We start from the raw sequence: 23,731 nt of genomic DNA on the forward strand, positions 1-23,731 counted from the left end.
GTGGGTTACTTAATTGCAGCGCCCGTGATGGCGCGCACCTTCACGTTCCGCGACCGCCGCGCCTGACGGCGCGTACGGCATCGCTGGTCTGACCGCGCCGTCCTTCGAGATGTCTTCTGCACCTCGGACGGGCCTCTTGCTTGCCTCCCCGCACCCGGGGTGCTCCCCTCGAACATCGGAGCACACCCATGCCTCGTTCCCGCCATGGCGGACGCCACGAACTCGGCCAGAACTTCCTGACCCATCGCCCCACCCTCGACACCATCTCCTCACTCGTCACCGCCACCGACGGCCCGATCCTGGAGCTCGGCGCCGGTGACGGTGCACTCACCCGCGTTCTCGCTTCGTCCGGCCGCGCACTGACTGCCATCGAGATCGACGAGCATCGCGCGCGCCGACTGTCGCGCGCCCTTCCGGAGGTCACCGTCATCGCCGACGATGCGTTACGGCGACGGCTGGATGCTCCGGTCGTCGTCGGCAATATCCCGTTCCACCTGACGACACCGATCCTGCGCCACCTTCTCACCGATCCCGGCTGGCAGCATGCGGTGCTCGTGACGCAATGGGAGGTTGCGCGGAAGAGAGCGGGGGTGGGCGGCCGAACCATGATGACGGCGCAGACCGCTCCCTGGTTCGACTTCGCCCTCCACGGGCGCGTGCCGAACTGGGGCTTCGAACCCCGCCCGTCGGTGGATGGCGGCATCCTCGCCATCACGAGACGAGCATCGCCGCTGCTTCCCGAAGCCGAACGTCGCAGCTACGAGTCGTTCGTACGCACGATGTTCACGGGGCGCGGGCACGGCCTTGCGGGCATCCTCCGGGTGTCGGTCGGCGCGAGCGCCGCGACCGCCCGCGGAGCCTGCCGCCGTGCCGAGGTCGCCCCCGACGCCCTGCCGCGCGACCTCACGCCACGGCAGTGGACCGAGCTGTGGCGCGCGCTGCGGGAGTGCCGGCGAACCCGTCAGGAGCGCACGCGCTGAGGCGATCCCGCGCCGCGGGTGCGTCGCCGCGGCGCGCGTGCACCGCGGCGCAGGGTCGCCGGCCGAGCTGCTTCGGCGACGGCCGCAGCAGCCGCGTCGGGCGAGGCGTGGGTGCCGAGGTCGGCGCCGTGGCCGCTCTCGGCGTCGAAGGTCGCCGGCATCGAACCGGTGGTCACGAATCCGGCGTACTGGCCGTCGAGAGTCGCGACGAAGAAGTCGGCATCCGCCTGTCGCCAGACGAGCGAAGGCGCGGAAGAAGAAAGAGTTGAAAGCACGATGTCCTGAGAACGAGCGCGCACAGCACGGTGCGCGGAGAAAAGATGAGGGCTGGATGAACCAGTGATCGCGTCGGACGATCTGCTCGACGGTGAGCCAGGCGAACGACACACGAGCCCCGAAGGGACGTTTCAACGCTAGCACGCTCCCGCCGGGCGGGGGCCGGACGCGGTCAGCCTCGCCAGCGGCCGATCACGTCGCGGAGTCGGACGATCGCGGCGGTGACGAAGTCGGGGTGTGCGCGGTACCAGTCCGCGTGGGCCTCGGCGACCAGTTTCGGATCGACCTCGACACCGTCGACGATCCACGAACCCTGCGGCGGATCGGAGAGCTCCCAGGCGTCGGCCACCCACTCCTCGAGCGGGGCCCGAACCGCGTTCAGCAACGGCCGCCCCGGATCGGTGGGAACACCCGGCAGGCCGAGGGCCGCCAGCACACGCTCGGCGAGAGGCAGCCACACGACGTTTCCCGGGTGATTGACGGTGCGCATCAGTTCGGCCGACGCGGGCCGCAGCAGATCCGACACGGCGACGTCGATCGACTCCTCGCGACGACGCAGCTCGGCCAGCGAATCGCTCGCTACCTGCCGCACCGCCCGGCGGTCCAGCCGCGGAATTGTCGGAAGCCCGGCCGCCGCGGCGAGAGTGCGGATGTCATGGTAGGCCACGATCGGCGGCACCTCTTCGATCCCGTCGACGTGCAGCGCCGCCTGGAACGGATGCAGCCCCGCGTAGCGGACGACCGGGAAGGTCACCAGAGGCGCGGACGGAGCGAGGGATGCCGCCAGCTGACGCGTGCCCAGGCGCAGGCCGTGGTAGTCGTCGCGCACGGGCTGAGCGACGAGGAAGGAGGCCCGGGGCAGCAGTTCATGCAGGCGCTCGACGTCGGCGGCATCCATCTCGTGAACCGGAGGCACACGGACCGTCGGGCGGTCGGGGGCGTCGAGGACGATGCGCATCGACTCGGCCTGGCAGTTGCCGACGACGAGCCCGAAGCCCTCGGGCGGTTCGACTTGCCGGAAGGGGTCGGGGGCATGAGGCATCCCTCCACTGTGACCCGCGGCCTCGACCGACGCCGGTGTTTGCCGTCAGGCCCCCGGATGCGCTAACGCCGACCTGGCCCGGTGACGACGCACCCCGTCGCGATTCGCGCAGCGCACCGAGCAGTAGCGCTGCCGCCCGTTACGGGTCACGTCGACCACGACGTTGCGGCAGGGGTCGCCCGGAAACCGTCCGGCGGCGCACCGCGACAGACGGCCCATCCCCCGCGTCGTCACATGGAGCGCGGTCCCGACGGCGATGACCGCGCGGAGCACCTGCGGCAGGCGCTGATCGTCGTCGCGGTAGTGCAGGTGCCATTCGCCGTCGTGGTCGGTCAGCCGGGGATACGCCGTCGCCGCCGCCATCAGCCGGTTCAGCAGCCTCGCGCGTTCCGCCGCCGTCTCGGCATCGACCACTTCGAGCCACGAATCGATCACCGCCCGGGTCGCCTCGAGGTCGGACGGCGCCCCGGGCGCGTACACAGCGGTCATGCCGTATTCGTACGTGCGCGCCACGACGCCCTCGCGGTCGCTCGGCCAGTCGTTCGCGAGCGATGCGGCGAGAAGAACCGCGTACTCACCGTAAGGGTTGAGCTGCATAACGGCATTACACCACGATCGAATCATGTCGCCGCCCTCCCCTGCATCCCCCACCGCTCCGCTGCCGTCCCGTACTCATGAGCACGGCTGGACGACCGAGTCGGCGCATCGCACATCGGACGGCCTCGTCCGTTACGTGCGGTGCGACGGATGCGGCGCCCGACGTGTGGACCTGCAGGCGACGGCATCGCGCCCGCCGGTCGCAGAAAGCGCCGAAATCGGTCAGCCGATTTCACCCGGATGAGTGAGACGCCACCATTCCGACGGCGGTTCGATGTCACCGTCGAGCACGACCGGCACCGTGACCGACTCGGGACCGGCCGTCCACGTGATCTCACCGAGCACCTCGCCGTCGGTCCAGTCGCGTGGCTCGCGCACGTCGCCGGTGACCGCTATAGGCGTGTCGGACCAGGTGCGCAGAAACGCTCCCTTCGCCAGCACCACCCGCACCGAGCTGCCCCACGCCGTCGTGTAGATCCCGAGCTGCTGCCCGTGCTGCGCGACCGCAGTGACGTGGAACCCGTCGGCGAGACGCTGCAGAACACCGAGAACACTGGCGGCGACGCCGCGCTGGGATGAGCCGCCGAGCGCGACACCGACGACGCTCAACGGCTCGGGAAGCCCGACATCGACGGTCGCCGTGTAGAGCAGGTTCGCACCGCTGTCGTCGAGCGTGCCCGTCTTGAGCCCCGTGATCCCGCTCTGACCGAGGAGGCTGTTGGTGTTCGCCATGGCCCCCGGCCCCGGCAGATTCAGAGACGGCGTCGCGGCGATCGCTGCCACCGTCGGATGTGCCGCGGCGATGCGACCGAGTGCGATCAGGTCGCTCGGCGTGCTGGTGTTCCGGGGATCCAGCCCCGTCGGCTCGACGACCTCCGTCCGCTCCAGGCCGTTCGCCGTGAGCCACCGGTCGGCGGCGGCGCGGAAGCTCGACACCGAACCGAAGGCCCAGACGGCGATCGCCTCGGCGTAGTTGCTCGCAGACGGGATGAGCATCGTCGCCAGGGCGTCGCGCAGCGACAGCGAACTGCCGATCGGCATGGGAGCGATCGTCGCATCGCGGACGAAATACGCGTCGTAGAGGGCGTGGTCGTCACGGTCGAAGGTGAGCGTGGGCCCCCGGTCGCCATCGGCGATCGGGTAGGCGTCGAGGACCACCAGTGCCGTGATGACCTTGGTGATGCTGGCGATCGGTCGAGGGTCATCACCGCCCTCGACCATCCAGACGCCGGCCGCCGCCGAGCCGAGGTACGCCTCGGCGCCCGCAACGGACAGCGCCGCGGACCCGTCGGCCGTGAAGCCGATGTCGACGGGGGTCGGCGGCACGGGTGCTGGCGGGATCGAGACCTCCCCCGCGGCCGGCCTCAGCGGAGCCGTCAGCGCCCATGCGGCGTATCCCCCGGGCGCGCCGAGAACGATCGCCGTCGTGATGCCCGCGGCGATCCATCCGTTCCGGCGACGGCGGCGGCGCCCGGTCGCCACCTCTTCCGCAGTCATCGAGAGCTCAGGAGCGGAGGTCGAGAAGAAGGCCCCGAAATCGTCGAGGTCGTCGCTCACCGAGTCGCGTCGCGTCATCGCGGTCCCTTCGTCATGGCGCCCATCTTCACGCAAAACGTCATCCTCATGGATGATTCGCGACTCTCAGCGAGCCCATAGTGTTGAGGCGTTCTTGAAACAAGGGGGTTGCACGTGCACCGCAAAACACTTCGTTGGGCCGCACCGGCGGCGGTCGGCCTGGTCTTCGTCTTGGCGGGCTGCACGGCCGCGGACGGCTCCGTCGACAGCGCCGAGGATTCGCCGCTCACCGAGTACTTCTCGGCGTTCTACGGCGGCGAGATGAGCGAGGAAGAGCAGCAGGCGCAGTTCGAGACGCAGAACAAGCAGCGCGAGGAGCTCGTCGCGCAGTGCATGCAGGACGAGGGCTTCGAGTACATCCCCGCCCCCTCCACGATGACGTTCAGCTCGGGCACCGAGTGGAAGCCCGAGGACCGCGAGTTCGTGGCGCAATGGGGCTACGGTGCCGTCGAGTATCCGGACGCGGACGAGCAGCCCGAGCCCGAGCAGATGACGCCCGACCCCAACGCGGATTACGTGATGGCGCTCTCCGAGTCGGAGCAGGCCGCCTACTACGAGGCGCTGTACGGCCCGGGCCCGACCGAGGAGGAGATGTCCGAGGACGGGTCCTACGAATACAACTGGGAGACGTCCGGCTGCAACGGCTGGGCCGATCACGAGATCAACGGCGACGACCCTCTGCAGTCCGACGAGTTCGCCGACCTGATGGACGCCGTCACGAAGTTCTACGAGTCCTCGGCCACGCTTCCGGCCATGGTGGACCTCGACCGCGAATGGGCCGCGTGCATGGATGCCGCCGGGTACCCGGGATTCGCCTCGCAAGCGGATGCGCAGAACTCCATCTACGAAGAGCTGAACGGCGTCTACGAGAACTCGACCGAGACCGGCCCGGATCAGGCGACCATGGACGAGATCCACGAGCGTGAGGTCGAACTGGCTCTCGCCGACCTCGACTGCCGCAAGGAGACCGACTACCGCGCCAAGTACCAGAAGGCGCAGTTCGCCGCCGAGGAGCAGTTCATCGCCGATCACAAGACGGAGCTCGAAGCGATGAAAGCAGCGGCTGAGCAGGCTCGCCCGTGACCGCAGATCCCGCGAAGGACGGCACGACCGCGGCCAATGACTCGTTCGACGAGCTCATCGCCGACCCCGCCGCCCCCGCGCCGACCGGCGGGGGCCGGCTCGCGGTGTGGCGGTCGGTCGTCTCACGCAACCGCGTGCTCTGGATCTCCGCGGCGGTCGCCGTCGTGGCGCTCGTCGGAGGGCTGCTCGTCGGCCGGTTCGTCATGGCGCCCGCCTCGGCGGCTGCCGACGACGCGCCGGCACCCGGTCTCGTGACGGTTCCGGTGGAGTTCGGCCCCCTCAGCAACGACGTCACGATCCGCGGCGAGGTCGGGTTCGCCGACCCCGTCGAGGTGAAGATCGACACGTCCGCGATCTCGGGACCGGCCGTCGTCACCGGCCAGGTTCCGGCGCTCGGAGCCGAGCTGACCCAGCTCTCCGTCGCTCTCGAAGTGGCAGGGCGTCCCGTCATCGTGCTCCCCGGCGAGCTCCCGGCCTACCGAACCTTGCGGTTCGGCGTGGCCGGCCCCGATGTCGTGCAGTTCAAAGAGGCCATGCGCGCCGTCGGCATCGACGCCGGAGACCCGGGCAACGACGTCTTCGACGAGCAGGCCGCGACCGCGGTCACCGCGCTGTACGCGGCGGTCGGCTACACCGGCCCCGAGTCGGAGGACGACGGCGACAACGCGGTGCGTTCGGCGCAGGAGAGTGTTCGGTCCGCCGAACAGGCGCTGTCCGCGGCGCGCGCAGCGCTGGGCGCAGCGGGACGGGACGGCAACGCCATCGCGCGCGCCGACCTCGAGGTCGCGAACGCCCGTGCTGTTCTGCAGGGGGCACGCGACAACGGCGCGTCATGGGACGAGATCGTCGCAGCCCAGAACCAGGTCGCGACCGCCGAGCTCGCACGTGAGCAGCTGAACGCCGCACCCGATACGAGCAGCGAGCGGGCCGCGGTCGACGCCGCGGCGAGCCAGCTCTCGCAGGCGCAGGACGACCTCGTGCGCGCCCGCCAGCAAGCCCTGCCCGCCCTCCCCGCCGGAGAAGTGCTCTATCTGACGGAGCTGCCCCGCCGCGTCGACGCGGTGACGGCCGAACGCGGCAGCATCCTCTCCGGCGCGGCGATGACCGTGTCAGGGGCGACCGTGGCGCTGACCGGCTCCGCGGCGGAGGCGGACGCCAAGCTGCTCACGGTCGGCTCGACCGCGAGCTTCGCCCTCCCCGACGGGGCAGAACATGCCGCCACCGTCACCGCCGTGGAGGCGGGCGCGGGCGGCGAGAGTCGGTGGAAGGTGAGCCTCGAGCCGGCGGAGCTGACGCCCGAGCAGATCTCGCAGCTCCAGGGCACGAACGTGCGCGTCACGATCGCCGTCGGGGCGACGGCGGGCGACGTGCTGAGCGTTCCCGCGGCGGCGCTGACGGCTGGCCCCGGCGGCGAGACGCGCGTCGAGGTCGTCGACGGCGACCCGCGCGACCCCGATGCCCGCACCCGGCTGGTCGTCGTCGAGACCGGGCTGTCGGCCGGCGGGGCCGTCGAGGTGCGTGCCACCGAGGGCGAGCTGGCGGAGGACGATCTCGTCGTGGTCGGGCGATGACGGAGGCGGCCGCCGTCCTCTCGGACCGCTCGACGGCGCCGGACGGGAGCGACGACGTCATCCGATCGGATGAAAAACCGCCGGTTATCGAGCTGCGCGACGTGACGAGATCCTTCCCCGGGCCGCCCGAGGTGCAGGCCCTGAAGGGCATCAACCTGACGGTCTCCGACGGCGAGTACGTATCCATCGTCGGACCGAGCGGTTCGGGCAAGTCGACGATGCTCAACATCCTGGGTCTGCTCGATCGCCCGACCGTGGGCGAGTACCGCCTCGCGGGCGAGCTGACGGGCGGATATTCCGAGGACGAGCGAGCGGCGGTGCGCGCTCGTCGGCTCGGCTTCGTGTTCCAGGCGTTCCACCTGATGCCGCGGCGAACCGTGCTCGAGAACGTCTCGCTGCCGATGCTCTACAGCGGAACCCCGCGCGCGGAGCGCACCGAACGGGCACGAGCCGCGCTCGAGCGCGTCGGCCTCGGGCACCGTGTCGACTTCCGCCCTGGACTTCTCTCGGGTGGTGAGCGCCAGCGCGTGGCGGTGGCACGTGCCGTCGTGACGCAGCCGCGGGTGATCCTGGCCGATGAGCCGACCGGCAACCTCGACCAGGCCACGACGGCGGACATCATGGCGTTGTTCGAAGAGCTGAACGCGGGCGGGCTGACGTTCGTCGTGATCACGCACGACCAGGGCGTGGCCGACCGCGCGGCGCGACGTATCCGCATCGCCGACGGCCGGATGAGCGAGCTGAGCTGATGACGGGATTCTGGAAGAGGCTCCGGGCGCGGCGGTCTCGTCGCGCCGTCGATGCCGAGGCCACGACGACGGCGGTCGCCGAGGCGCGCCAGGTTCCGCGAGCCGACCGGTTCGGCTTCGGCGACCTCGTGCTCGAGGCGACGACCGACATCGGCTCACGCCCCGGCCGCCTCGTCATGACCGTCATGGGAACGGTGCTCGGCATCGGCGCGCTCGTGGCGACCGTCGGCTTCGCGCAGACAGCGGCCGGGCAGATCGCCCGACAGTTCGACGCGGCTGCTGCGACGCACCTGAGCATCGGTCCGGCCGAAGCGCAGGCTCGGGGCGGGCAGCGCGTCGCCACCGCATCGCTGCCGTGGGACGCGCCGGCACGGCTCGAGAGGCTCGCCGGCGTCGAGTCCGCCGCTGTGCTGGCCCCCGTCACTCTGCGGGAGAACTCGATCACCGCCGTGCCCATCAACGACCCTTCCATCGCGGCCGCCGCTCCCCCGGCGCTCTTCGCCGCCTCCGGCGAGATCCTCGACACGCTGGGCGGGCACATCGTCACGGGCAGATCGTTCGACGAGGGGCACGACACGCGCGGCGACCGGGTGGCGATGCTCGGCTCCCGGGCCGCGGAGCGTCTGGCGATCAACCGTGTCGACACGCAGCCGTCGGTGTTCATCGGCGGGGTGGCCTACGCCGTCGTCGGAATCTTCGACGAGCTCGACCGCCGCGCCGAGGTCGTCGATGCCGTCGTGATCCCCACGGGGGCTGCGCGGCAGGACTTCCAGCTCGCCTCGCCCGGCGACGCGATCGCGCGCATCGTGGTCGGGACCGGTCCGCAGCTGCGCGAGCAGGCCCCGCTGGCTCTCGCCCCCGACGCGGTCGACACGCTCGAGGTCAGTGCGCCGCAGGGCCGCTCAGATCTCGCGCGCGACGTGCAGGGAGACGTCAACGTGGTCTTCCTCATCCTCGGCGTGATCGTCCTGCTGGCCGGCGGGCTTGGGATCGCGAATGTGACGACCCTGTCTGTGCTCGAACGCACCGGCGAGATCGGCCTCCGTCGTGCCCTCGGGTCCACCGGGAGGCAGATCGCCGGCCAGTTCGTCGTCGAGTCGATCGTCATCGGACTGCTGGGCGGCCTGATCGGGTCGGCCCTGGGCGTCTTCGCCGTGCTGGGCGTCTCCATCGCGCAGCAGTGGTCACCGGTGCTCGATCCCTGGGTCGCTCTCGGCGGCACGGTGCTCGGAGCCATCATCGGCCTCGCGGCGGGCGGCATCCCGGCTCGACGGGCCTCGCGTATCGAACCGGTCGTGGCGCTGCGCGGCAATGCCTGACCGTTCTCGCGCATAGCGCGCACCGGGCGCGAGCGCCAGCCCTCTCCGCCGCGAATCGTGCGGGTCTACCGTTGCTGGCGGTGGGGACGGGCGAAGACGAGGACGCGGGATGATCGACGGTGTCGCGAACGATGATGCCGTGCTGCCGGGCGCCCTCCTGGCAGGCCGGTATCGGGTGGTCGAGCCGATCGGGTCGGGCGGCATGGCGCGGGTGTTCCTGGCTCGCGACGAAGCCCTCGGGCGCCCGGTCGCAGTGAAGGTCCTGCGGCCCGAACTGTCCGACAGCGCCGCGTCGGATCGGGCGGCGATCGAGACACGACTGCTCGCCTCGCTCAACCACCCCGGCCTGGTGACGCTGTTCGACGCGCACCTGAACGACGAGCCGCGGTTCCTCGTCATGGAGCACGTGGTCGGGATGACGCTGTCGCAGCGCATCGCGGCGGGCGTCCTCGATGACGGCGAGCTGACCGCGCTCGGCTCTCAGCTCGCCGATGCCCTCCATGTGGTCCACGACGCGGGGATCGTGCATCGCGATGTGAAGCCCTCGAACATCCTCCTCGCGCGGTCGACCGTGCCCGGGGTCCCTCTGCGCGCGAAGCTCGCCGACTTCGGCATCGCGCACCTGCTCGACAGCGACCGTGTCACCTCGCCGAGCCTGCTGATCGGCACGGCCGCCTACATCGCTCCGGAGCTGTTGCACGGGGCGGATCCGGCACCCCCATCCGATATCTACGCTCTCGGGCTGGTGCTGGTCGAGGCGGCGACGGGCGAGCGTGCGTTCGCCGGGTCCGACGGCAATCGCGGACAGCTGCTCGCGCGACTGTCGCGCGACCCCGACATGCCCATGCTTCTCGACCACCGCTGGCGCGATCTGCTGTGCGCGATGACGTCGCGCCGACCGGAGGACCGCCCGACCGCCCTCGAGGTGATGTCGAGCCTGAGCCGGCGCGCGCCCGGCACGCCGGTCGGCGTGGCGCTGGTTGCTGCCGCGGCGGAAATGAGCGGGCACGAGACGCAGGCCGCATCCCGTGCCGCTCAGGCCGATGTCGCGACGGCGACATGGCCCGTCACCGCCTCGCGAGCGATCGACGTCAGGGCCCTCGACGCGCCGGTCCCAGCGTCCGCCGCCGTGCAGGCGCGCGGCCCGAGCGTGGAATCGGGGACCGAGCCGATGTTCGTGGGCCCGAGTGTTCCGGCCGCTGCAGCACGGGCATCCGAGCGGCGGCCCCGGTCACGCCGTCGCCGACGTCAGCGGACGGCGATCACCGTCGGCGCCGTCTCGATCGGAGCGATCGGGGTGGCGCTCGCCGCGCACCTGATGCTGGCACCGCCGCCCACTCCTCCGACGACGGACGTCCCCGTGCCTGCGGTGGTCGAGACCCCCGCAGGCAGCCCGACGGAAGACACAGGTGGCGTCGAGTCGCCACCGGACGAGGTGACGACGGCGACCGAGACGGTCGTCTCGTCGGACACGGGCGACGTCGCCGGCACCACACCGCCCGCTGACACCACGCCTGCTGACACCACGCCTGCCGAGACCGCGCCTGCCGACACCACACCGTCCGAGACCATCCCGGCCGAGACCGTGCCCGTCGGGGTCACGACGGTCGACCCGCCCGCCGGCCCCGCCGAGAAGAACGGTTCGGCCCGGGGCTCCAACAGCGGCAACGGGAACGGGCCCGGTGCAAACAGCGGCAAGGGACCATCGTCGCCGGGCTCGGGCAAGCCGGAGAACCCGGGCGGCTGAGGCCTCAGCGACCGGAACCGGCGGCGAGCTCGGCTCCCGCATGCGCGAGCTCGGCAAGGGCGGCCGCGCTGGACTCCTCGGCGACACCGGCCACGAGGTCGGTGATGATGCGCACGCGGCGACCGTGGGCGATCGCGTCCAGCGCCGATGCACGCACGCAGTAGTCGGTGGCGATGCCGACGATGTCGACGTCGACGACGCCGTGACGGGTCAGCAGGTCGGCGACGACATCCCCCTCCTCGGTCGTCCCTTCGAAGAGCGAGTACGCGGGTACGCCCTGCCCCTTCTTGACGTGATGGGTCACGGCGGAGACGTCGAGCTCGGGGTCGTACTCGGCGCCCGCCGTGTCGGCGACGCAGTGCACCGGCCAGGTGTCGACGTAGTCGGGCTCGCCGTCGGCGAAGTGCCCGCCGTTGTCATGATCGCCGTGATGCCAGTCGCGCGAGGCGACGATGATCTCGTAGTCGCCGGCGTGCTCGCGGAGGTGACGCGTGATCGCCGCAGCGACCGCGTCACCCCCGGTCACACCGAGCGCTCCACCTTCGGTGAAGTCGTTCTGGACATCGACGATGAACAGGGCACGGGTCATGCGTCGAGGGTACGCTCCGTCTCAGCGGCCCGCACGGCCCTTTCGCGACGCCACTGCTTCGACGGCCACCAGATGGCGGGGCCGATGTCGTGGGCGAGGGCCGGCACGAGGAGCGAGCGCACGACGAAGGTGTCGAGCAGGACCCCGAACGCCACGATGAAGGCGATCTGGGCGAGGAACAAGATGGGGATGACGCCGAGGGCGGCGAACGTCGCGGCGAGCACGAGACCCGCCGACGTGATGACCCCTCCTGTGGCCACGAGGCCCCGCGCGATGCCCCGACGGGTGCCGTGCGCAAGCGTCTCCTCACGCACGCGCGACATGAGGAAGATGTTGTAGTCGACCCCGAGCGCCACGAGGAACACGAAGCCGTACAGCGGGACGGCGGGATCGCCTCCCGGGAAATCGAACACGTGGTTGAACACGAAAGCGCTCACGCCCAGCGCCGTGCCGAACGACAGGATCGTGCTCAGGATCAGCAGAACCGGCGCGAGAATCGAGCGCAGCAGCAGCATCAGGATGAGCAGGATCACGACCAGGATGACCGGGATGATGACGGTCCGGTCGCGGATCGAGGTGTCGTTGGTGTCGACGTTCGTCGCGGTCGTCCCGCCCACGAGGACGTCGGGGACCTCATCGGCGAAGGCGGCCCGCAGATCGCGCACGGTCTGCTCGGCCTCGAGCGAGTCGGCCGGATCGGCCAGCGTCACCGACAGCAGAACGTCGCCCTCCGAAACCGTCGGCTCGGGCGCCGGTGCGCCCGGCGGCCCGGCGGCGGCGAAGACCGGCGCGCCGTCCTCGAGCGCCACCGAGACCTGTCCCGTGGGCGAATCCGCTGCGACGGCGGCGACCGACGAGATGCCGGGATTCGCGTCGAGCACGGTGAGCGCGTCGGCGAGACGGTCCTGCGAAACGATGACGGACGCCGGGCTGCCCGAGCCCGCGGGGAAGTGTTCGGCGAGAGCCGCCTGACCGTCGCGTGCTTCCGAAGCGCCCAGCACGAGATCGCTCGAGGGGACGCCGTTCGCGTTGAGCTGCAGGACCCCCGCTGCACCGACGAGGAGGACGACCGTGCTGGCGATCCAGACCGACCGAGCGCGACGTGCGACGAAGCGCGCTTGGCGCGGCCAGAGACCGCGGACCGGTTCGCGCGGGTCGTCGGGAAGGTCGATCGCGCCGGTGCGCGGGATGAACGGCCAGAACGCGGCCCGACCGAACAGCGCCAGAAGCGCGGGCAGGAAGGTCAGCGCCGACAGCATCGAGAAGGCGATTCCGATCGAGGCGATGGGCCCGAGCGCCTTGTTGCTCGCGAGGTCGCTCAGCAGCAGGCAGAGCAGACCCGCGATCACGGTTCCTCCCGAGGCGAGGATCGGCTCGACCGCACCCTTCCAAGCGCGCCGCGTCGCCTCCCAGCGCGACGCGCCCGACCCGATCGCCTCGCGATATCGGGCCGTGTAGAGCAGGGCGTAGTCGGTCGCCGCGCCGATGACCAGGATGAACAGGATGCCTTGGACCTGCCCGTTGAGCACGACGATGTCGGCCTTCGCGAGCCACCAGACCGTCAGCAGCGCGACGCATAGCGCGAACACCGACGTGAGCAGGACCAGGATCGGCAGCAGCGGCGAACGGTAGACGACGACCAGGATGACGAACACAGCCGCGAGCGCGACGATCAGGAGCAATCCGTCGATACCGAGAAATCCCTCCGCGAGATCGGCCGTGAAGCCCGCCGGGCCGGTGACCCACGCCTCGACACCCGCGGGCAGGTCCTGCTGGACGAGCCCGCGGATCTCTTCGACGATGTCGCGCACCTCCCCCGAGGCGTCGATCGGCACGAAGACCTGCACGGCGAGACCGTCTTCGGATGGGATGGGCGGCGACACCTCGCCGACCCCCTCGAGCTGACTGATGGCGGTTCCGAGTTCGCCGAGCGCTGCGAGCTGCGTCTCGTCGAGCGGATCGGAAGCCGCGGCCACCACGACCGCCGGAATCTCATCGCCGCCGGTGAAGTCGGTCAGCCGCTCGCTGACCTTCGTCGCGTCGGCGCTGGCGGGAAGGAACGAGGACTGATCGTTCGTGGCCACCTCGCTGACGCGACCGAAGTACGGTCCGCCCACCGACCCGCCGACGAGCCACACGAGCACGAGCAGGGCGGGGATGCCGATGCGCAGCCAGCGCGGGACATTTCGTTCGCTCTTCACGTAGGTAGCTTATCTAGCTAAATGTGGATGCACCAGTCCGATGGCCGACGTTGGCGCGATTCAACCGCGGGCGAAGAGGACGATCCACGACGCGACGAGCGCGGCCACACCCACGGCGAGGAATCCGGACGACAGGCCGACCAGGAGGCGATGCGCGGGCGGTCGCCGGGTCAACCGCATCCTCCCCCGCCATCCGTGTCGATACCAGATGTCTGCCCGATCGCGGCCCGCGAGGAGCGTCGCCGTGTGGTCGTCGACCCGCGCGCTGTTCGCTTCACCCTCGTCGTCGTACCAGCGCACCCAGGTGCCGTCGGGCTCGTGGTCCACGAGCGCATCCGCCGGAAGCCAGGTGCCGTCGGCGGCCCACAGCACGAGGAGCGCGACCGCGAAGAGGGCGGCGCCGCCGAATCCCGCCCAGCTGAGGATCTCGAGCACCGCGTCGAGGATCGCGTTCACGCGCGCCGCCGACTCGGGACGCGGGTCGCTCGGGTCATGCACTCAGTATGGTTGACGCCGGGCGCGGATTCACGACGGACGCAGCAGCACGGCCAGCGAGGCGAGCGTACGCTCGAGCTCGATCGAGGGCTCGAGGAGCCACTGGATCTGCAGACCGTCGGAGGCCGCGATGAGCAGGGCCGCGAGTTGTTCGGCCGGGACGTCGTCGCGAACGGTTCCCGCCCGCTGCTCCAAATGCAGGCGCTCGGTCAGCTCACGACGGATGCGCTCGAAGCGGGCCGTGAAGAACCGCTTGCCGTGCTCGCTCCCCGCTTCGAGCGCTCCGGCGACGAGGATCGAGTAGAGCTCGACGAGACCCGGGACCTCGAGGTTGTCGACCGCGGCGCGCGTCATCACGCCGACCGCCGTCTCGGGCGGAACCGGATTGCGCCGGCCGCGCTGCGTCTCGGCGTGCTCGTAGACCGCGACGAGCAGCTGCTCTCGCGACTCGAAGTAGTGCAGCAGCGCGGCGTGCGAGACCCCGATGGCCTCGGCGATGCGCCGCAGCGAGGTTCCCTGCAGGCCACGTTCTTGGAAGACCTCGATCGCACGGTCGAGGATCTCCTGACGTCGCGCCACGCCCTTGGCGTAGGCGCCCGGACGCCCCATCTCCGCGCGATCGTCGTTGCTCACACCGCGACTGTAACAAAAAACCTCCACCTGGATGTATTACGTGTTAGCGTGACGTCGTGCCACCACAGGCACCCCGCACGATGACGTACGAAAGAAGGTCGACTGTGACTCAGGTCCAGGCATCCGTCCAGCTCTATTCGCTTGCGAAGGAGTTCTCCGCCGACATGTCCGGCTCGCTGGTGAAGCTCGCCGAGATCGGATTCGCACACGTCGAGGCGTTCGACTTCGTCTCGCGCCCGACCGAGATCCGCGCGGCCCTGGATGCCGCCGGCCTCACCTCCCCCACCGGTCACGCTCCCCTGCTGACCGACGAGCTCTGGACGCCGGACGGCTCGATCCCGACGCCCGCACCCGAGGTCGTCTACGAGGCCGCGGCCACGATCGGGATGAAGACGGTCATCGACCCGTTCGTCGCGCCCGACCGCTGGCTCACCGAGGACGGCGTCGACGACATCGCCGAGCGCCTCAACGCGCAGGCCGAGATCGCCGCCGGATTCGGCCTGAGCGTCGGTTACCACAACCACGCGCAGGAGTTCGTCGCGTCGTTCGACGGTCAGAGCGCCTACGAGCGCTTCGTCTCGCTCCTCGACGAGCGGGTCACCCTCGAGCTCGACCTCTTCTGGGCCCTCACCGGCGGGCAGGACGTCCCCGCCCTCGTGACGAGCCTCGGCGACCGGCTCATCGCCGTCCACGTCAAGGACGGCGTCGTGCCGGCATCCAACCCCTGGGCTCCGGGCGCCGAGCAGTTCGGCTCGGACAGCCTCGACCAGCGCCACGCAGGCACGGGCGATGTGCCCCTCGCCGAGTCGCTGCGCGCGGCCACCGCTCTGAAGTACGCCGTCGTCGAGTACGACAAGGCACCCGGTGACGTCTTCGCCGACGTCGCGGCCAGCCTGGCGTTCCTGCGCGAGAACGGTGTCAGCGCATGACCGGGCCCGTCGGAGTCGGTTTCGTCGGCGTCGGTGTCATCAGCGACACCTACCTCGAGAACCTGGGTTCCTTCCCCGATGTGCGCGTCGTCATCCTCGGCGACCTCGACGTCGATCGCGCGAAGGCTCAGGCCGAGAAGCACGGCGTCGCCGAATGGGGTACGACCGATGACGTCCTCGCGCACCCCGACGTCGACGTCATCGTCAACCTGACGATCCCCGCCGTTCACGTCGACATCTCCTCGCGCGCGATCGCCGCCGGCAAGCACGTCTGGACCGAGAAGCCGCTCGGCCTCGACCGCGAGAGCACGGCGGAGCTCCTGCGCCAGGCGGATGCCGCCGGCCTGCGCATCGGCTCGGCACCCGACACGCTCCTCGGCCCCGGCTTCCAGACCGCGAAGCGCGCGATCCAGAGCGGCGTCATCGGCGAGCCCATGTTCGCGTCGACGACGTTCCAGACCGTCGGTCCCGACCTCTGGCACCCGAGCCCCGCGTTCCTGTTCGCCCAGGGCGCCGGACCGCTGCTCGACATGGGTCCGTACTACTTCAGCGGTCTCGTCAGCCTGTTCGGGTCGGTCGACCGGGTCGCCGCCGTCGGACGCAAGAAGCTCGAGGAGCGCACCATTCAGGCCGGGCCCAACGCGGGCACCGTCTTCCCCGTCGAGGTGCCCACCACGATGCAGGTCATCACCGCCTTCGAGGCGGGCCAGCAGGCGGCGAGCCTGCTGAGCTTCGACTCGGCCCTCGAACGCCACGGCGTGTTCGAGGTGCACGGCACCGAGGGCTCCATCGTGCTCCCCGACCCCAACCAGTTCGAGGGGCGCATCGCCTACGTCAAGGCGCGGAAGTCGATCTCGGACGGCAACTGGGGCGAGCAGGAGTGGATCGAGATCGAGCAGGAAGGCAAGCTCACCGGCCGCGGCCTGGGCCTGCTCGACATGGTCCGCGCGATCGCGGAGGACCGGCCCCACGTCGCCACCGGCGAGCTCGGCTACCACGTGCTCGACGTCATGCTCTCGGCGCAGGAGTCGGCCGCCTCGGGCGAGTTCGTCAAGGTCGCGAGCACCGTGGCGCCCGTACCGACCGTTCCGGTCGACTTCGACCCGTTCGCCGCGACGCTGTAAGCAGCGCGGCGTCCCGCACAGCCGGTACGCGAAAGGCCCGGACTCTTCGGAGTCCGGGCCTTTCGTTGTGGAGCCGCCTAAGGGAATCGAACCCTTGACCTATTCATTACGAGTGAATCGCTCTGCCGTCTGAGCTAAGGCGGCGCGCGTCGCTGTGCGATGCACGATCAGCAATGTTACATGCTCGGAGACCCCGTCGCGAACCGGCGGCGCGGCCGACGCCCTTATATCGGGAGACGCCGTGTTACGCGACGATTACTCCCCGTCCACCCGTGGCGCTTACCGTCGGAGGGCACCGCGATGAGGCGAGCGCGACCCCGGTCGCGCACGGGCGGGTCACCGCCCCGCGGTGCCCGATCCGAGGAGCACCACTCATGTCCAAGCGACTTCTGACCGCGGCCGCCCTGGCCCTCCCCCTGACCCTGCTGCTCGGCGCCTGCGCGTCGGACGCCGGCTCCGGCGACGCCGGTGACGCCGCACAGGACGGCCCGGTGCGCATCGGCGTCGTCGGCGCGGGCGACCCCTACTGGGAGACCTACAAGGAGGCCGCGGCCGACGAGGGCATCGAGGTCGACATCGTCGACTTCACCGAGTACACCCAGCCCAACCCCGCGCTCTCGGCGGGCGAGCTGGACCTTAACCAGTTCCAGCACATCATCTACCTCGCGACCTACAACGTGAACGCCGGCGACGACCTCGTAGCCGTCGGCTCGACCGCGACCTACCCGCTGGGCCTGTACTCGACGCAGTACGACTCGGTCGACGACATCCCCGAAGGCGCCACCGTCGCCGTCCCCAACGACGAGAGCAACCAGGCCCGCGGCCTGCTCGTGCTGCAGGCCCAGGGCCTCATCGAGCTCAAGGACGGCGGCACCGTGTTCTCCACGACGGCGGACGTCGAGCCCGGCTCGAAGGTCAAGGTCGAGGCTCTCGACGCCGCCCTGACCGCGACGTCGCTGCCCGATGTCGCCGCCGCGATCATCAACAACGACTTCGTCGAGGATGCCGGACTGAAGTTCGACGACGCGCTCGCGACCGACGACCCCAGCGACCCGAGCGCGCAGCCGTACATCAACATCTTCGCCGCCAAGGCCGAGGATGCCGACAACCCGACCTACCAGAAGCTCGTCGAGATCTTCCAGGACACCCAGGCGGTCACCGACGGACTGCAGGAGGCGTCCGGCGGCTCGGCCGTGCTCGTGAAGACGCCGAAGGACGAGCTCGCCTCCGCCCTGAAGCAGGTCGAGGACGACATCCGCGCCAACCAGTGACATCATGCGTGTGCGGCCCGCCCCACCGGACGGGCCGCACACGCATGTCCCGTTCGAGGAGCCCCCGCATGACCCTCATCCGCCTGTCCGGCGTGACCAAGCGCTTCCCCCCGTCCACGAAGGGCGGTGACCCGGTCGTCGCGGTCGATGACGTCGACCTCGAGATCGAGGCCGGATCCGTATGCGGCATCGTCGGGTACTCCGGCGCGGGGAAGAGCACGGTCCTCCGGTTGGTCAACGCTCTGGAGACACCCACGAGCGGCAGCGTCGAGATCGATGGCCGCGACATCACCGCGCTCCGCGAGCGCGAGCTGCGTGCCCTCCGCGGCGACATCGGCATGATCTTCCAGCAGTTCAACCTGTTCGACTCGCGCAACGTCGCCGGCAACGTCGCGTATCCCCTCGAGGTCGCCGGACGCTCACGCACCGAGGTCAAGCAGCGCGTCGCCGAACTGCTGGAGTTCGTCGGGCTGTCGGGCAAGGCCAAGAACTACCCCGAGCAGCTGTCGGGCGGACAGCGGCAGCGCGTCGGCATCGCTCGAGCGCTCGCCACGAGTCCCCGCATCCTGCTGGCCGACGAGGCCACCAGCGCGCTCGACCCCGACACGACGCAGGAGGTGCTCGCCCTCCTGAAGCGCATCAACACCGAGCTCGGCGTGACGATCCTCGTCATCACCCACGAGATGGAGGTCGTCCGTGCGATCGCCGACCGTGTCGTCGTCATGGAGCACGGACGCGTCATCGAGAGCGGCGACGTCTTCGACGTGCTCTCGGCACCGTCGCATGCCGCGACTCGCCGGTTCGTGGCCAGCATCATCGACGAAGCGCCCACCGGCGAGAAGCTCGCGGCGCTGCGCGCGCGGCATCCCGGCCGCATCGTCACCTTCACCATCCGCGAGGGCGAGTCGCCGCAGGCAGACGTCTTCGCGGCGCTGTCGTCCCACGGGGTGCGGTTCGAGCTCATCCACGGCGGCATCAACGACATCCGTGGGCGCGTCTTCGGGCATCTGACGCTCGCTCTGTCGGGAGAGACGGATGCCGTCGATCGCGCCGTGGCCGCGGCATCCGCCCACGCACCGCTCATCGAGGAGGACTCCCGTGGATAGGCTCATCGAGCTGCTGCCCGACCTGTGGCCGGCGACGGCCGAGACGCTCTACATGATCACGCTGAGCCTGCTGTTCGGCGGCATCGCGGGCTTCTTGATCGGCCTCGCGCTGTACGCCACGCGGGCCGGCAGCCTGTTCCCCAACCGTGTCGTGTTCGGCATCGTCAACGTGATCGTCAACACGTTCCGGCCGATCCCGTTCATCATCTTCATGGCCGCGGTCCAGCCCCTCGCCCGCGCGTTCAGCATCCGCGGCATCGGCATCGAGTTCGCCGTCTTCGCGATCTCGATCGCATCGATGTTCGCCATCGGACGCATCGTCGAGCAGAACCTGCTGACGGTGCGCCCCGGCGTGATCGAGGCCGCCCGCGCCGCCGGCGCGAGCCGCTCGCGCATCCTGTTCCGGCTGGTCCCGCGCGAGTCGCTCGGCCCGCTCGTGCTCGGTTACACCTTCATCGTGGTCGCACTCGTCGACATGACCGCCGTCGCGGGCGCGATCGCCGCGGGTGGCCTCGGCCAGTTCGCGCTCGTGAACGGCTTCCGCCAGTTCAACCCCTGGGTCACCTGGGCCGCCGTGATCATCATCATCCTGCTCGTGCAGGGGGTGCAGTTCCTCGGCAACGCCCTCGCGCGCCGCATCCTGCGGCGCTGACGGCCCGCCGCGTCGAGGGGTCTCGACGCCCGCGGTCGAGGTCCCACTTGGGCCGGGCTCGTGCCCGCCGAGGTCCCAGTTCGGCCGGGTATGACGGCACCGTTCCCGGCCGAAGTGGGACCTCGCAGGGGGGCTAGCCTGGCGGCATGCTTTCGGACGGCGATCTGGTGCGAATCGCGCGCGATCTCGCGGCGACTCCCGGTGTCATCGCGGTGGCGCTGGGGGGCAGTCGAGCGCGCGGGACGCACTCCCCCGACTCGGACGTCGACCTGGGTGTGTACGTCGACGGGCGAACAATCGACCGCGATGCTCTCTCGGCGGCGGTGTCTCGCTGGGCAACGACCTCGGTCAGAATCGGACCAGCCGGAAGCTGGGGCCCGTGGGTGGACAGTGGCGCGTGGGCGACGATCGCCGGCATGCCCGTCGACGTCATCATCCGCGACGTGGACCGCGTTCGAGCTCAGGTCGAGAGGGCTCGTCGGGGCGAATTCGCCTTCCACTCGCAGCCGGGACATCCTCTCGGATTCCTGGATGTCGCGTACGCCGGCGAGGTCGCGCTCGCGAAGCCCCTCGTCGACGGCGCGGGTTTCCTGCGCGACCACGCCGACGCCGTCGCCCCCTACCCTGAGCCACTGCGGCGGGCCTTCCTCGACGACCTGTGGCAGGTGGACTTCCTCGTCGACGCCGCGGCCAAAGTCACCGATCGCGGCGACACCGCCTACGTCGGCCTCTGCCTCAGCAATGCAGCAGTGCGGCTGGCGTACGCCTGGCATGCCCAGGCCAGAACCTGGGCCATCAACGAGAAAGGCATCGTCAGCGGCGTGACGCGTCTCCCATACGCGCCCGCTGACTTCGACATCCAGGTCGCCGCGGCCCTCAGCGCGGTCGACGCGTCACCCGAGGGCGCTCGGACAGCGACCGACCTGCTGCGCGCCCTGCCTCGCCCGTCCTGAGCGCCGCCGAGGTCCCACTTGGGCCGGGTATGGCCTCAGCATTTCCGGCCAAAGTGGGACCTCGCGCGGGAGGCAGACGGGCAGGGGCCTAGCGGCAGACGAGGCCGTCCTCGGGCACCGTGTCGTCGATGAAGAAGGCCTCGACTGCGTCGTCCACGCACGAGTTGCCCTTCTGGAACCCCGTGTGCCCCTCACCCTCTCGCGTGACGAGCACACCCGAGGCAAGCTGATCGGCGAGCGACTCGGACCATTCGTATGGCGTGGCGGGATCGTTGGTCGTGCCCACCACGACGATCGGCGCGGCGCCGTCAGCCGTGATCTCGCCACGGGTACCGGTCGGCGGATAGGGCCAGACGGCGCACGCGTCGACGCCCTCCCAGTACGGCGCGACCGTCGGCGCTTCCACCGCGAGGCGGGCCTTCGACGCGGCCTCGGCTTCGGGGTCGTTCTCGACCGGGTAGTCCATGCAGTTGTACGCGCGGAACGCCTCGGACGAGTTGTCCGAGTACTGCCCGTCGGGAGTGCGCGCGTAGTAGAAGTCGGCGAGCAGGAACGCCGTCTGCGGGTCGCCCGCCAGCGTCTGCGAGAGAGCCTGCCTCAGGATCGGCCAGTTGTCCTGCGAGTACAGCGCGGCGATGATCGCGGTCATGAGCGAATCCGCGCCGAGGCGCCGGCCATCGGATGCCGGCAGCGGCGACGCATCGACGCTCGCGAGCAGCGTCCCGAGGTCGGTCATCGCGTCGTCGACGGATCCGCGGAACGGGCAGTCCTCCTCTTCGAGGCAGGCAGCCATGAACGCGCGCAGCGCCGACTCGAAGCCGACCGCCTGGGTGGCGCTGACGTCGAGCGACGACACGCTGGGGTCGATCGCGCCGTCGAGCACGAGCCGGCCGACGTTCTCGGGATAGAGCTTGGCGTAGGTCGCGCCGAGGAAGGTCCCGTAGGAGTAGCCGAGGTAGTTGAGCTTCTCGTCGCCGAGCACCGCGCGCAGCAGATCCATGTCGCGCGCGGCGAACTCGGTCGTGATGAAGGGCAGGATGCCGCCACTGTTCTCGTCGCACGCGGCAGCGAACTGCTCGTTGCGCGCCGTCAGCTCGGCCTCCCACTCCGGCGTTCCGCGAGGCGCCGCCGGGATGTCGAAGAAGTACGCGTCGGTGCCCGCGGCGTCGAAGCAGGCCACGGCGCTCGATCGGCCCACGCCGCGCGGGTCGAACCCGATGACGTCGTACGCGTCAGCCAGGACGGAACCCACCGCGAACCGGGCGCTGTCGGCGATGAGGTCGTATCCGCTCGCGCCGGGACCGCCGGGGTTGACCAGCAGCGATCCGAGCGCGTCTCCCGATCCCGCCGCCCGCCGCACGACCGCGAGCTCGATCTCGCCCGCGGACGGATCGTTCCAGTCGCGCGGTGCGCGCACCGTCGTGCAGTCGTACGAGCCGGAGTCGGCCCCCTTGCAGGACTCCCACTCGAGTTCCTGACCATAGAACGGCATCAGGTCTTCCGAGACGCCGTCGGTGACAGGTGTCCGGCTCGGCGCCGGCGAAGCCTGATCGGGGCCTCCCTTAAACACGCATCCGGTGAGAACCGTCACCGTGGCCGCGGCGATGGCGACGACGGTGATCAGACGACGAGGAGCTTTCACGGTGTCCTTCCGCTGGCGACGGTGATGAGCATGCTCTCGAGGGCGAGCAGGGGGGCAGCATTGCCTTCGAGGGCGCTGCGGGTGGCCGAGATGCGGTCGAGCACGACGAGCGTGCGGTCGGGCGTCCACGCCGACGCGAGAGCGGCGAGCTCGCTCGTCAGCTCACGATTGATCAGGTCACCCTCGCGGCCGAACTGCAGCATCAGCGTGTCGCGGTACATCGACTCGAGATCGGTGAGGACGCGATCGATGCCGTCGCGCAGGCTCCGCGTAGCGCGCCGCTTCTGCTCGTCCTCGAGCGCACTGAGCTGACCGCGCACGGCGGGCGGCACGGGTGCCCCCGGAGCGACCCCGAGCGTGCGCCGCAACGCCTCACGTTCGGACTCGTCGCGTTCGGCCGTCAGAGCCTTGGCATCTTCCGTCGCGGCGCTCACGATGCGGCCGGCCGTCTCGACGGCGTCGGACACGCCGCGCACCGCCAGCACGGCGCGCAGCGTCGCGTCGCGGCGCTCACGGGAGGCGGCATCCGTCGCGAGACGCTGGGCCATGCCGATGTGGCGCTGGGCGAGACGGGCGGATTGCTCGGCCACCGCCTCGTCGACCCCCGTGCGCGCGGAGATGAGGCGTGCGACATCCGCCACGTCGGGCTCACGCAGGCGCAGCGTCCGCACGCGGGAGCGGATCGTCGGCAGCAGATCGGCGTCGCTCGGCGCGCACAGCACCCAGACCGTCTGCTCCGGGGGCTCTTCGAGGGCCTTGAGCAGAACATTGCTCGTGCGCTCGACCATCCGGTCGGCGTCTTCGACGACGATGACGCGGTACCGCCCCAGTGAGGGCGAGAAGTACGACCGTTCGACGAGGGCCCGAGCATCGCGGATGGAGATGACGACGCCCTCGGTGCGGAGCGCCGTGAGATCGGGATGCGTGCCGGCGAGCACCTGCCGCATCGCGGCCTCGTCACCGGGCTCGGCGATCAGAGCGGCCGCGAAGGCGTGCGCGAGCGTCGAGCGCCCCGAGCCGGGCGGGCCCGTGATGAGCCAGGCGTGCGCGAGCTGCGCGGGATCGGAGGCCGCGGCCTGCAGCGCTGCGACGGCCGAGTCCTGACCCCAGACCTCGCCCCACGGTGGTGCGAGCGGAGCGGAGGCGGTCATGGGTCCAGCCTACGGGGAGCCTCCGACCTCGGTTACCCCGCGGGCG

The 23,731-nt window shown here is 70.3% G+C and carries 22 protein-coding genes and 1 tRNA gene; 12 read left to right on the top strand and 11 right to left on the bottom strand.

The genetic code is table 11. The features are described from left to right. Positions 1 to 188 precede the first annotated feature (188 nt). Positions 189 to 980: a 23S ribosomal RNA methyltransferase Erm gene (gene erm, locus CBF90_RS06200; RefSeq protein ID WP_088380166.1), complete on the top strand. Its 792-nt coding sequence runs from the start codon at positions 189 to 191 to the stop codon at positions 978 to 980. Here erm and CBF90_RS06205 read toward each other — a convergent pair. The 4 genes from CBF90_RS06205 to CBF90_RS06225 all read right to left on the bottom strand — a co-directional run bounded on the left by CBF90_RS06205 (position 962) and on the right by CBF90_RS06225 (position 4,470). Further along, a complete protein-coding gene (locus CBF90_RS06205) occupies positions 962 to 1,255 on the bottom strand; it encodes a hypothetical protein (protein WP_023954983.1) in 294 nt (97 codons plus the stop codon). The genes erm and CBF90_RS06205 overlap by 19 nt on opposite strands. Before the next feature lie 173 nt (positions 1,256 to 1,428). Continuing rightward, positions 1,429 to 2,298: a WcbI family polysaccharide biosynthesis putative acetyltransferase gene (locus CBF90_RS06210; protein WP_064955039.1), complete on the bottom strand. Its 870-nt coding sequence runs from the start codon at positions 2,296 to 2,298 to the stop codon at positions 1,429 to 1,431. A 45-nt stretch (positions 2,299 to 2,343) separates the two neighbouring features. Further along, positions 2,344 to 2,895 carry a CGNR zinc finger domain-containing protein gene (locus CBF90_RS06215; RefSeq protein ID WP_023954987.1) on the bottom strand — a complete coding sequence of 184 codons (552 nt, stop codon included), beginning with the start codon at positions 2,893 to 2,895 and terminating at the stop codon, positions 2,344 to 2,346. 222 nt (positions 2,896 to 3,117) lie between these two features. Further along, the gene (locus tag CBF90_RS06225; RefSeq protein ID WP_088380168.1) at positions 3,118 to 4,470 is read right to left on the bottom strand and encodes a D-alanyl-D-alanine carboxypeptidase family protein; all 1,353 of its coding nucleotides are present in this window, start codon (positions 4,468 to 4,470) and stop codon (positions 3,118 to 3,120) included. A gap of 114 nt (positions 4,471 to 4,584) precedes the next feature. Here CBF90_RS06225 and CBF90_RS06230 point away from each other — a divergent pair, with 114 nt between their 5' ends. From CBF90_RS06230 to CBF90_RS06250, 5 genes are all read left to right on the top strand, one after another. Then, complete coding sequence (locus CBF90_RS06230; RefSeq protein ID WP_023954991.1) at positions 4,585 to 5,553, top strand: hypothetical protein; 969 nt, start codon at positions 4,585 to 4,587, stop codon at positions 5,551 to 5,553. After that, positions 5,550 to 7,124 (top strand): hypothetical protein, encoded by a 1,575-nt coding sequence (locus CBF90_RS06235; RefSeq protein WP_141097139.1) that lies wholly within the window; start codon positions 5,550 to 5,552, stop codon positions 7,122 to 7,124. Before CBF90_RS06230 ends, CBF90_RS06235 begins: the two co-directional genes overlap by 4 nt. Before the next feature lie 59 nt (positions 7,125 to 7,183). Next, positions 7,184 to 7,873, top strand: coding sequence for an ABC transporter ATP-binding protein (locus CBF90_RS06240; protein WP_242435615.1), 690 nt, complete (start codon positions 7,184 to 7,186; stop codon positions 7,871 to 7,873). After that, positions 7,873 to 9,192, top strand: coding sequence for an ABC transporter permease (locus CBF90_RS06245; protein ID WP_088380170.1), 1,320 nt, complete (start codon positions 7,873 to 7,875; stop codon positions 9,190 to 9,192). The genes CBF90_RS06240 and CBF90_RS06245 overlap by 1 nt, the downstream gene beginning before the upstream one ends. Before the next feature lie 109 nt (positions 9,193 to 9,301). Further along, the gene (locus CBF90_RS06250; RefSeq protein ID WP_088380171.1) at positions 9,302 to 10,939 is read left to right on the top strand and encodes a serine/threonine-protein kinase; all 1,638 of its coding nucleotides are present in this window, start codon (positions 9,302 to 9,304) and stop codon (positions 10,937 to 10,939) included. Positions 10,940 to 10,943: 4 nt separating this feature from the next. On the opposite strand, the gene CBF90_RS06255 is transcribed toward CBF90_RS06250, so the two are convergent. Genes CBF90_RS06255 through CBF90_RS06270 form a run of 4 tightly spaced genes read right to left on the bottom strand, consistent with a single transcriptional unit; the run spans position 10,944 to position 14,833 of the window. After that, the gene (locus CBF90_RS06255) at positions 10,944 to 11,528 is read right to left on the bottom strand and encodes an isochorismatase family protein (protein ID WP_088380172.1); all 585 of its coding nucleotides are present in this window, start codon (positions 11,526 to 11,528) and stop codon (positions 10,944 to 10,946) included. Further along, the gene (locus tag CBF90_RS06260) at positions 11,525 to 13,729 is read right to left on the bottom strand and encodes an efflux RND transporter permease subunit (protein ID WP_242435602.1); all 2,205 of its coding nucleotides are present in this window, start codon (positions 13,727 to 13,729) and stop codon (positions 11,525 to 11,527) included. Before CBF90_RS06260 ends, CBF90_RS06255 begins: the two co-directional genes overlap by 4 nt. Positions 13,730 to 13,789: 60 nt before the next feature. Then, positions 13,790 to 14,227 (bottom strand): hypothetical protein, encoded by a 438-nt coding sequence (locus CBF90_RS06265; RefSeq protein WP_023955005.1) that lies wholly within the window; start codon positions 14,225 to 14,227, stop codon positions 13,790 to 13,792. A 27-nt stretch (positions 14,228 to 14,254) separates the two neighbouring features. Beyond that, positions 14,255 to 14,833: a TetR/AcrR family transcriptional regulator gene (locus CBF90_RS06270; RefSeq protein WP_036306088.1), complete on the bottom strand. Its 579-nt coding sequence runs from the start codon at positions 14,831 to 14,833 to the stop codon at positions 14,255 to 14,257. A 128-nt stretch (positions 14,834 to 14,961) separates the two neighbouring features. On the opposite strand from CBF90_RS06270, the gene CBF90_RS06275 reads away from it, so the two are divergent. After that, entirely contained in the window at positions 14,962 to 15,786 is an 825-nt protein-coding gene (locus CBF90_RS06275) for a sugar phosphate isomerase/epimerase (protein WP_242435603.1), read from the top strand. Then, positions 15,783 to 16,910: a Gfo/Idh/MocA family protein gene (locus CBF90_RS06280; protein WP_064955044.1), complete on the top strand. Its 1,128-nt coding sequence runs from the start codon at positions 15,783 to 15,785 to the stop codon at positions 16,908 to 16,910. Before CBF90_RS06275 ends, CBF90_RS06280 begins: the two co-directional genes overlap by 4 nt. A 68-nt stretch (positions 16,911 to 16,978) precedes the next feature. Here the strand turns inward: CBF90_RS06280 and CBF90_RS06285 are convergent. Then, positions 16,979 to 17,054 (bottom strand) — tRNA-Thr (locus CBF90_RS06285). Between the two features lie 230 nt (positions 17,055 to 17,284). Here CBF90_RS06285 and CBF90_RS06290 point away from each other — a divergent pair. From CBF90_RS06290 to CBF90_RS06305, 4 genes are all read left to right on the top strand, one after another. Continuing rightward, positions 17,285 to 18,181 carry a MetQ/NlpA family ABC transporter substrate-binding protein gene (locus tag CBF90_RS06290; RefSeq protein WP_023955012.1) on the top strand — a complete coding sequence of 299 codons (897 nt, stop codon included), beginning with the start codon at positions 17,285 to 17,287 and terminating at the stop codon, positions 18,179 to 18,181. Positions 18,182 to 18,249: 68 nt separating this feature from the next. Then, complete coding sequence (locus CBF90_RS06295; RefSeq protein ID WP_023955014.1) at positions 18,250 to 19,287, top strand: methionine ABC transporter ATP-binding protein; 1,038 nt, start codon at positions 18,250 to 18,252, stop codon at positions 19,285 to 19,287. Then, entirely contained in the window at positions 19,280 to 19,939 is a 660-nt protein-coding gene (locus CBF90_RS06300) for a methionine ABC transporter permease (protein ID WP_023955016.1), read from the top strand. The genes CBF90_RS06295 and CBF90_RS06300 overlap by 8 nt, the downstream gene beginning before the upstream one ends. 146 nt (positions 19,940 to 20,085) lie before the next feature. Further along, the gene (locus tag CBF90_RS06305) at positions 20,086 to 20,892 is read left to right on the top strand and encodes a nucleotidyltransferase domain-containing protein (RefSeq protein WP_088380174.1); all 807 of its coding nucleotides are present in this window, start codon (positions 20,086 to 20,088) and stop codon (positions 20,890 to 20,892) included. An 88-nt stretch (positions 20,893 to 20,980) separates the two neighbouring features. Here CBF90_RS06305 and CBF90_RS06310 read toward each other — a convergent pair whose 3' ends face one another. Both CBF90_RS06310 and CBF90_RS06315 read right to left on the bottom strand, forming a co-directional pair. Next, positions 20,981 to 22,534 carry an alpha/beta hydrolase gene (locus CBF90_RS06310; RefSeq protein ID WP_023955020.1) on the bottom strand — a complete coding sequence of 518 codons (1,554 nt, stop codon included), beginning with the start codon at positions 22,532 to 22,534 and terminating at the stop codon, positions 20,981 to 20,983. Next, positions 22,531 to 23,685 carry a DNA polymerase III subunit delta' gene (locus tag CBF90_RS06315; RefSeq protein ID WP_071917843.1) on the bottom strand — a complete coding sequence of 385 codons (1,155 nt, stop codon included), beginning with the start codon at positions 23,683 to 23,685 and terminating at the stop codon, positions 22,531 to 22,533. Before CBF90_RS06315 ends, CBF90_RS06310 begins: the two co-directional genes overlap by 4 nt. Positions 23,686 to 23,731 lie beyond the last annotated feature (46 nt).

This window comes from Microbacterium sp. AISO3 (assembly GCF_002204305.1).
GTDB lineage: Bacteria > Actinomycetota > Actinomycetes > Actinomycetales > Microbacteriaceae > Microbacterium > Microbacterium arborescens.

What these genes read in the sequence shown, in the direction of transcription:
- erm (WP_088380166.1), top strand. Translation starts at nt 189, where the DNA reads ATGCCTCGTTCCCGCCATGGCGGACGCCACGAACTCGGCCAGAACTTC.
- CBF90_RS06210 (WP_064955039.1), bottom strand. Translation starts at nt 2,298, where the DNA reads ATGCCTCATGCCCCCGACCCCTTCCGGCAAGTCGAACCGCCCGAGGGC.
- CBF90_RS06215 (WP_023954987.1), bottom strand. Translation starts at nt 2,895, where the DNA reads ATGCAGCTCAACCCTTACGGTGAGTACGCGGTTCTTCTCGCCGCATCG.
- CBF90_RS06225 (WP_088380168.1), bottom strand. Translation starts at nt 4,470, where the DNA reads ATGACGCGACGCGACTCGGTGAGCGACGACCTCGACGATTTCGGGGCC.
- CBF90_RS06245 (WP_088380170.1), top strand. Translation starts at nt 7,873, where the DNA reads ATGACGGGATTCTGGAAGAGGCTCCGGGCGCGGCGGTCTCGTCGCGCC.
- CBF90_RS06250 (WP_088380171.1), top strand. Translation starts at nt 9,302, where the DNA reads ATGATCGACGGTGTCGCGAACGATGATGCCGTGCTGCCGGGCGCCCTC.
- CBF90_RS06255 (WP_088380172.1), bottom strand. Translation starts at nt 11,528, where the DNA reads ATGACCCGTGCCCTGTTCATCGTCGATGTCCAGAACGACTTCACCGAA.
- CBF90_RS06270 (WP_036306088.1), bottom strand. Translation starts at nt 14,833, where the DNA reads ATGGGGCGTCCGGGCGCCTACGCCAAGGGCGTGGCGCGACGTCAGGAG.
- CBF90_RS06280 (WP_064955044.1), top strand. Translation starts at nt 15,783, where the DNA reads ATGACCGGGCCCGTCGGAGTCGGTTTCGTCGGCGTCGGTGTCATCAGC.
- CBF90_RS06290 (WP_023955012.1), top strand. Translation starts at nt 17,285, where the DNA reads ATGTCCAAGCGACTTCTGACCGCGGCCGCCCTGGCCCTCCCCCTGACC.
- CBF90_RS06295 (WP_023955014.1), top strand. Translation starts at nt 18,250, where the DNA reads ATGACCCTCATCCGCCTGTCCGGCGTGACCAAGCGCTTCCCCCCGTCC.
- CBF90_RS06305 (WP_088380174.1), top strand. Translation starts at nt 20,086, where the DNA reads ATGCTTTCGGACGGCGATCTGGTGCGAATCGCGCGCGATCTCGCGGCG.
- CBF90_RS06315 (WP_071917843.1), bottom strand. Translation starts at nt 23,685, where the DNA reads ATGACCGCCTCCGCTCCGCTCGCACCACCGTGGGGCGAGGTCTGGGGT.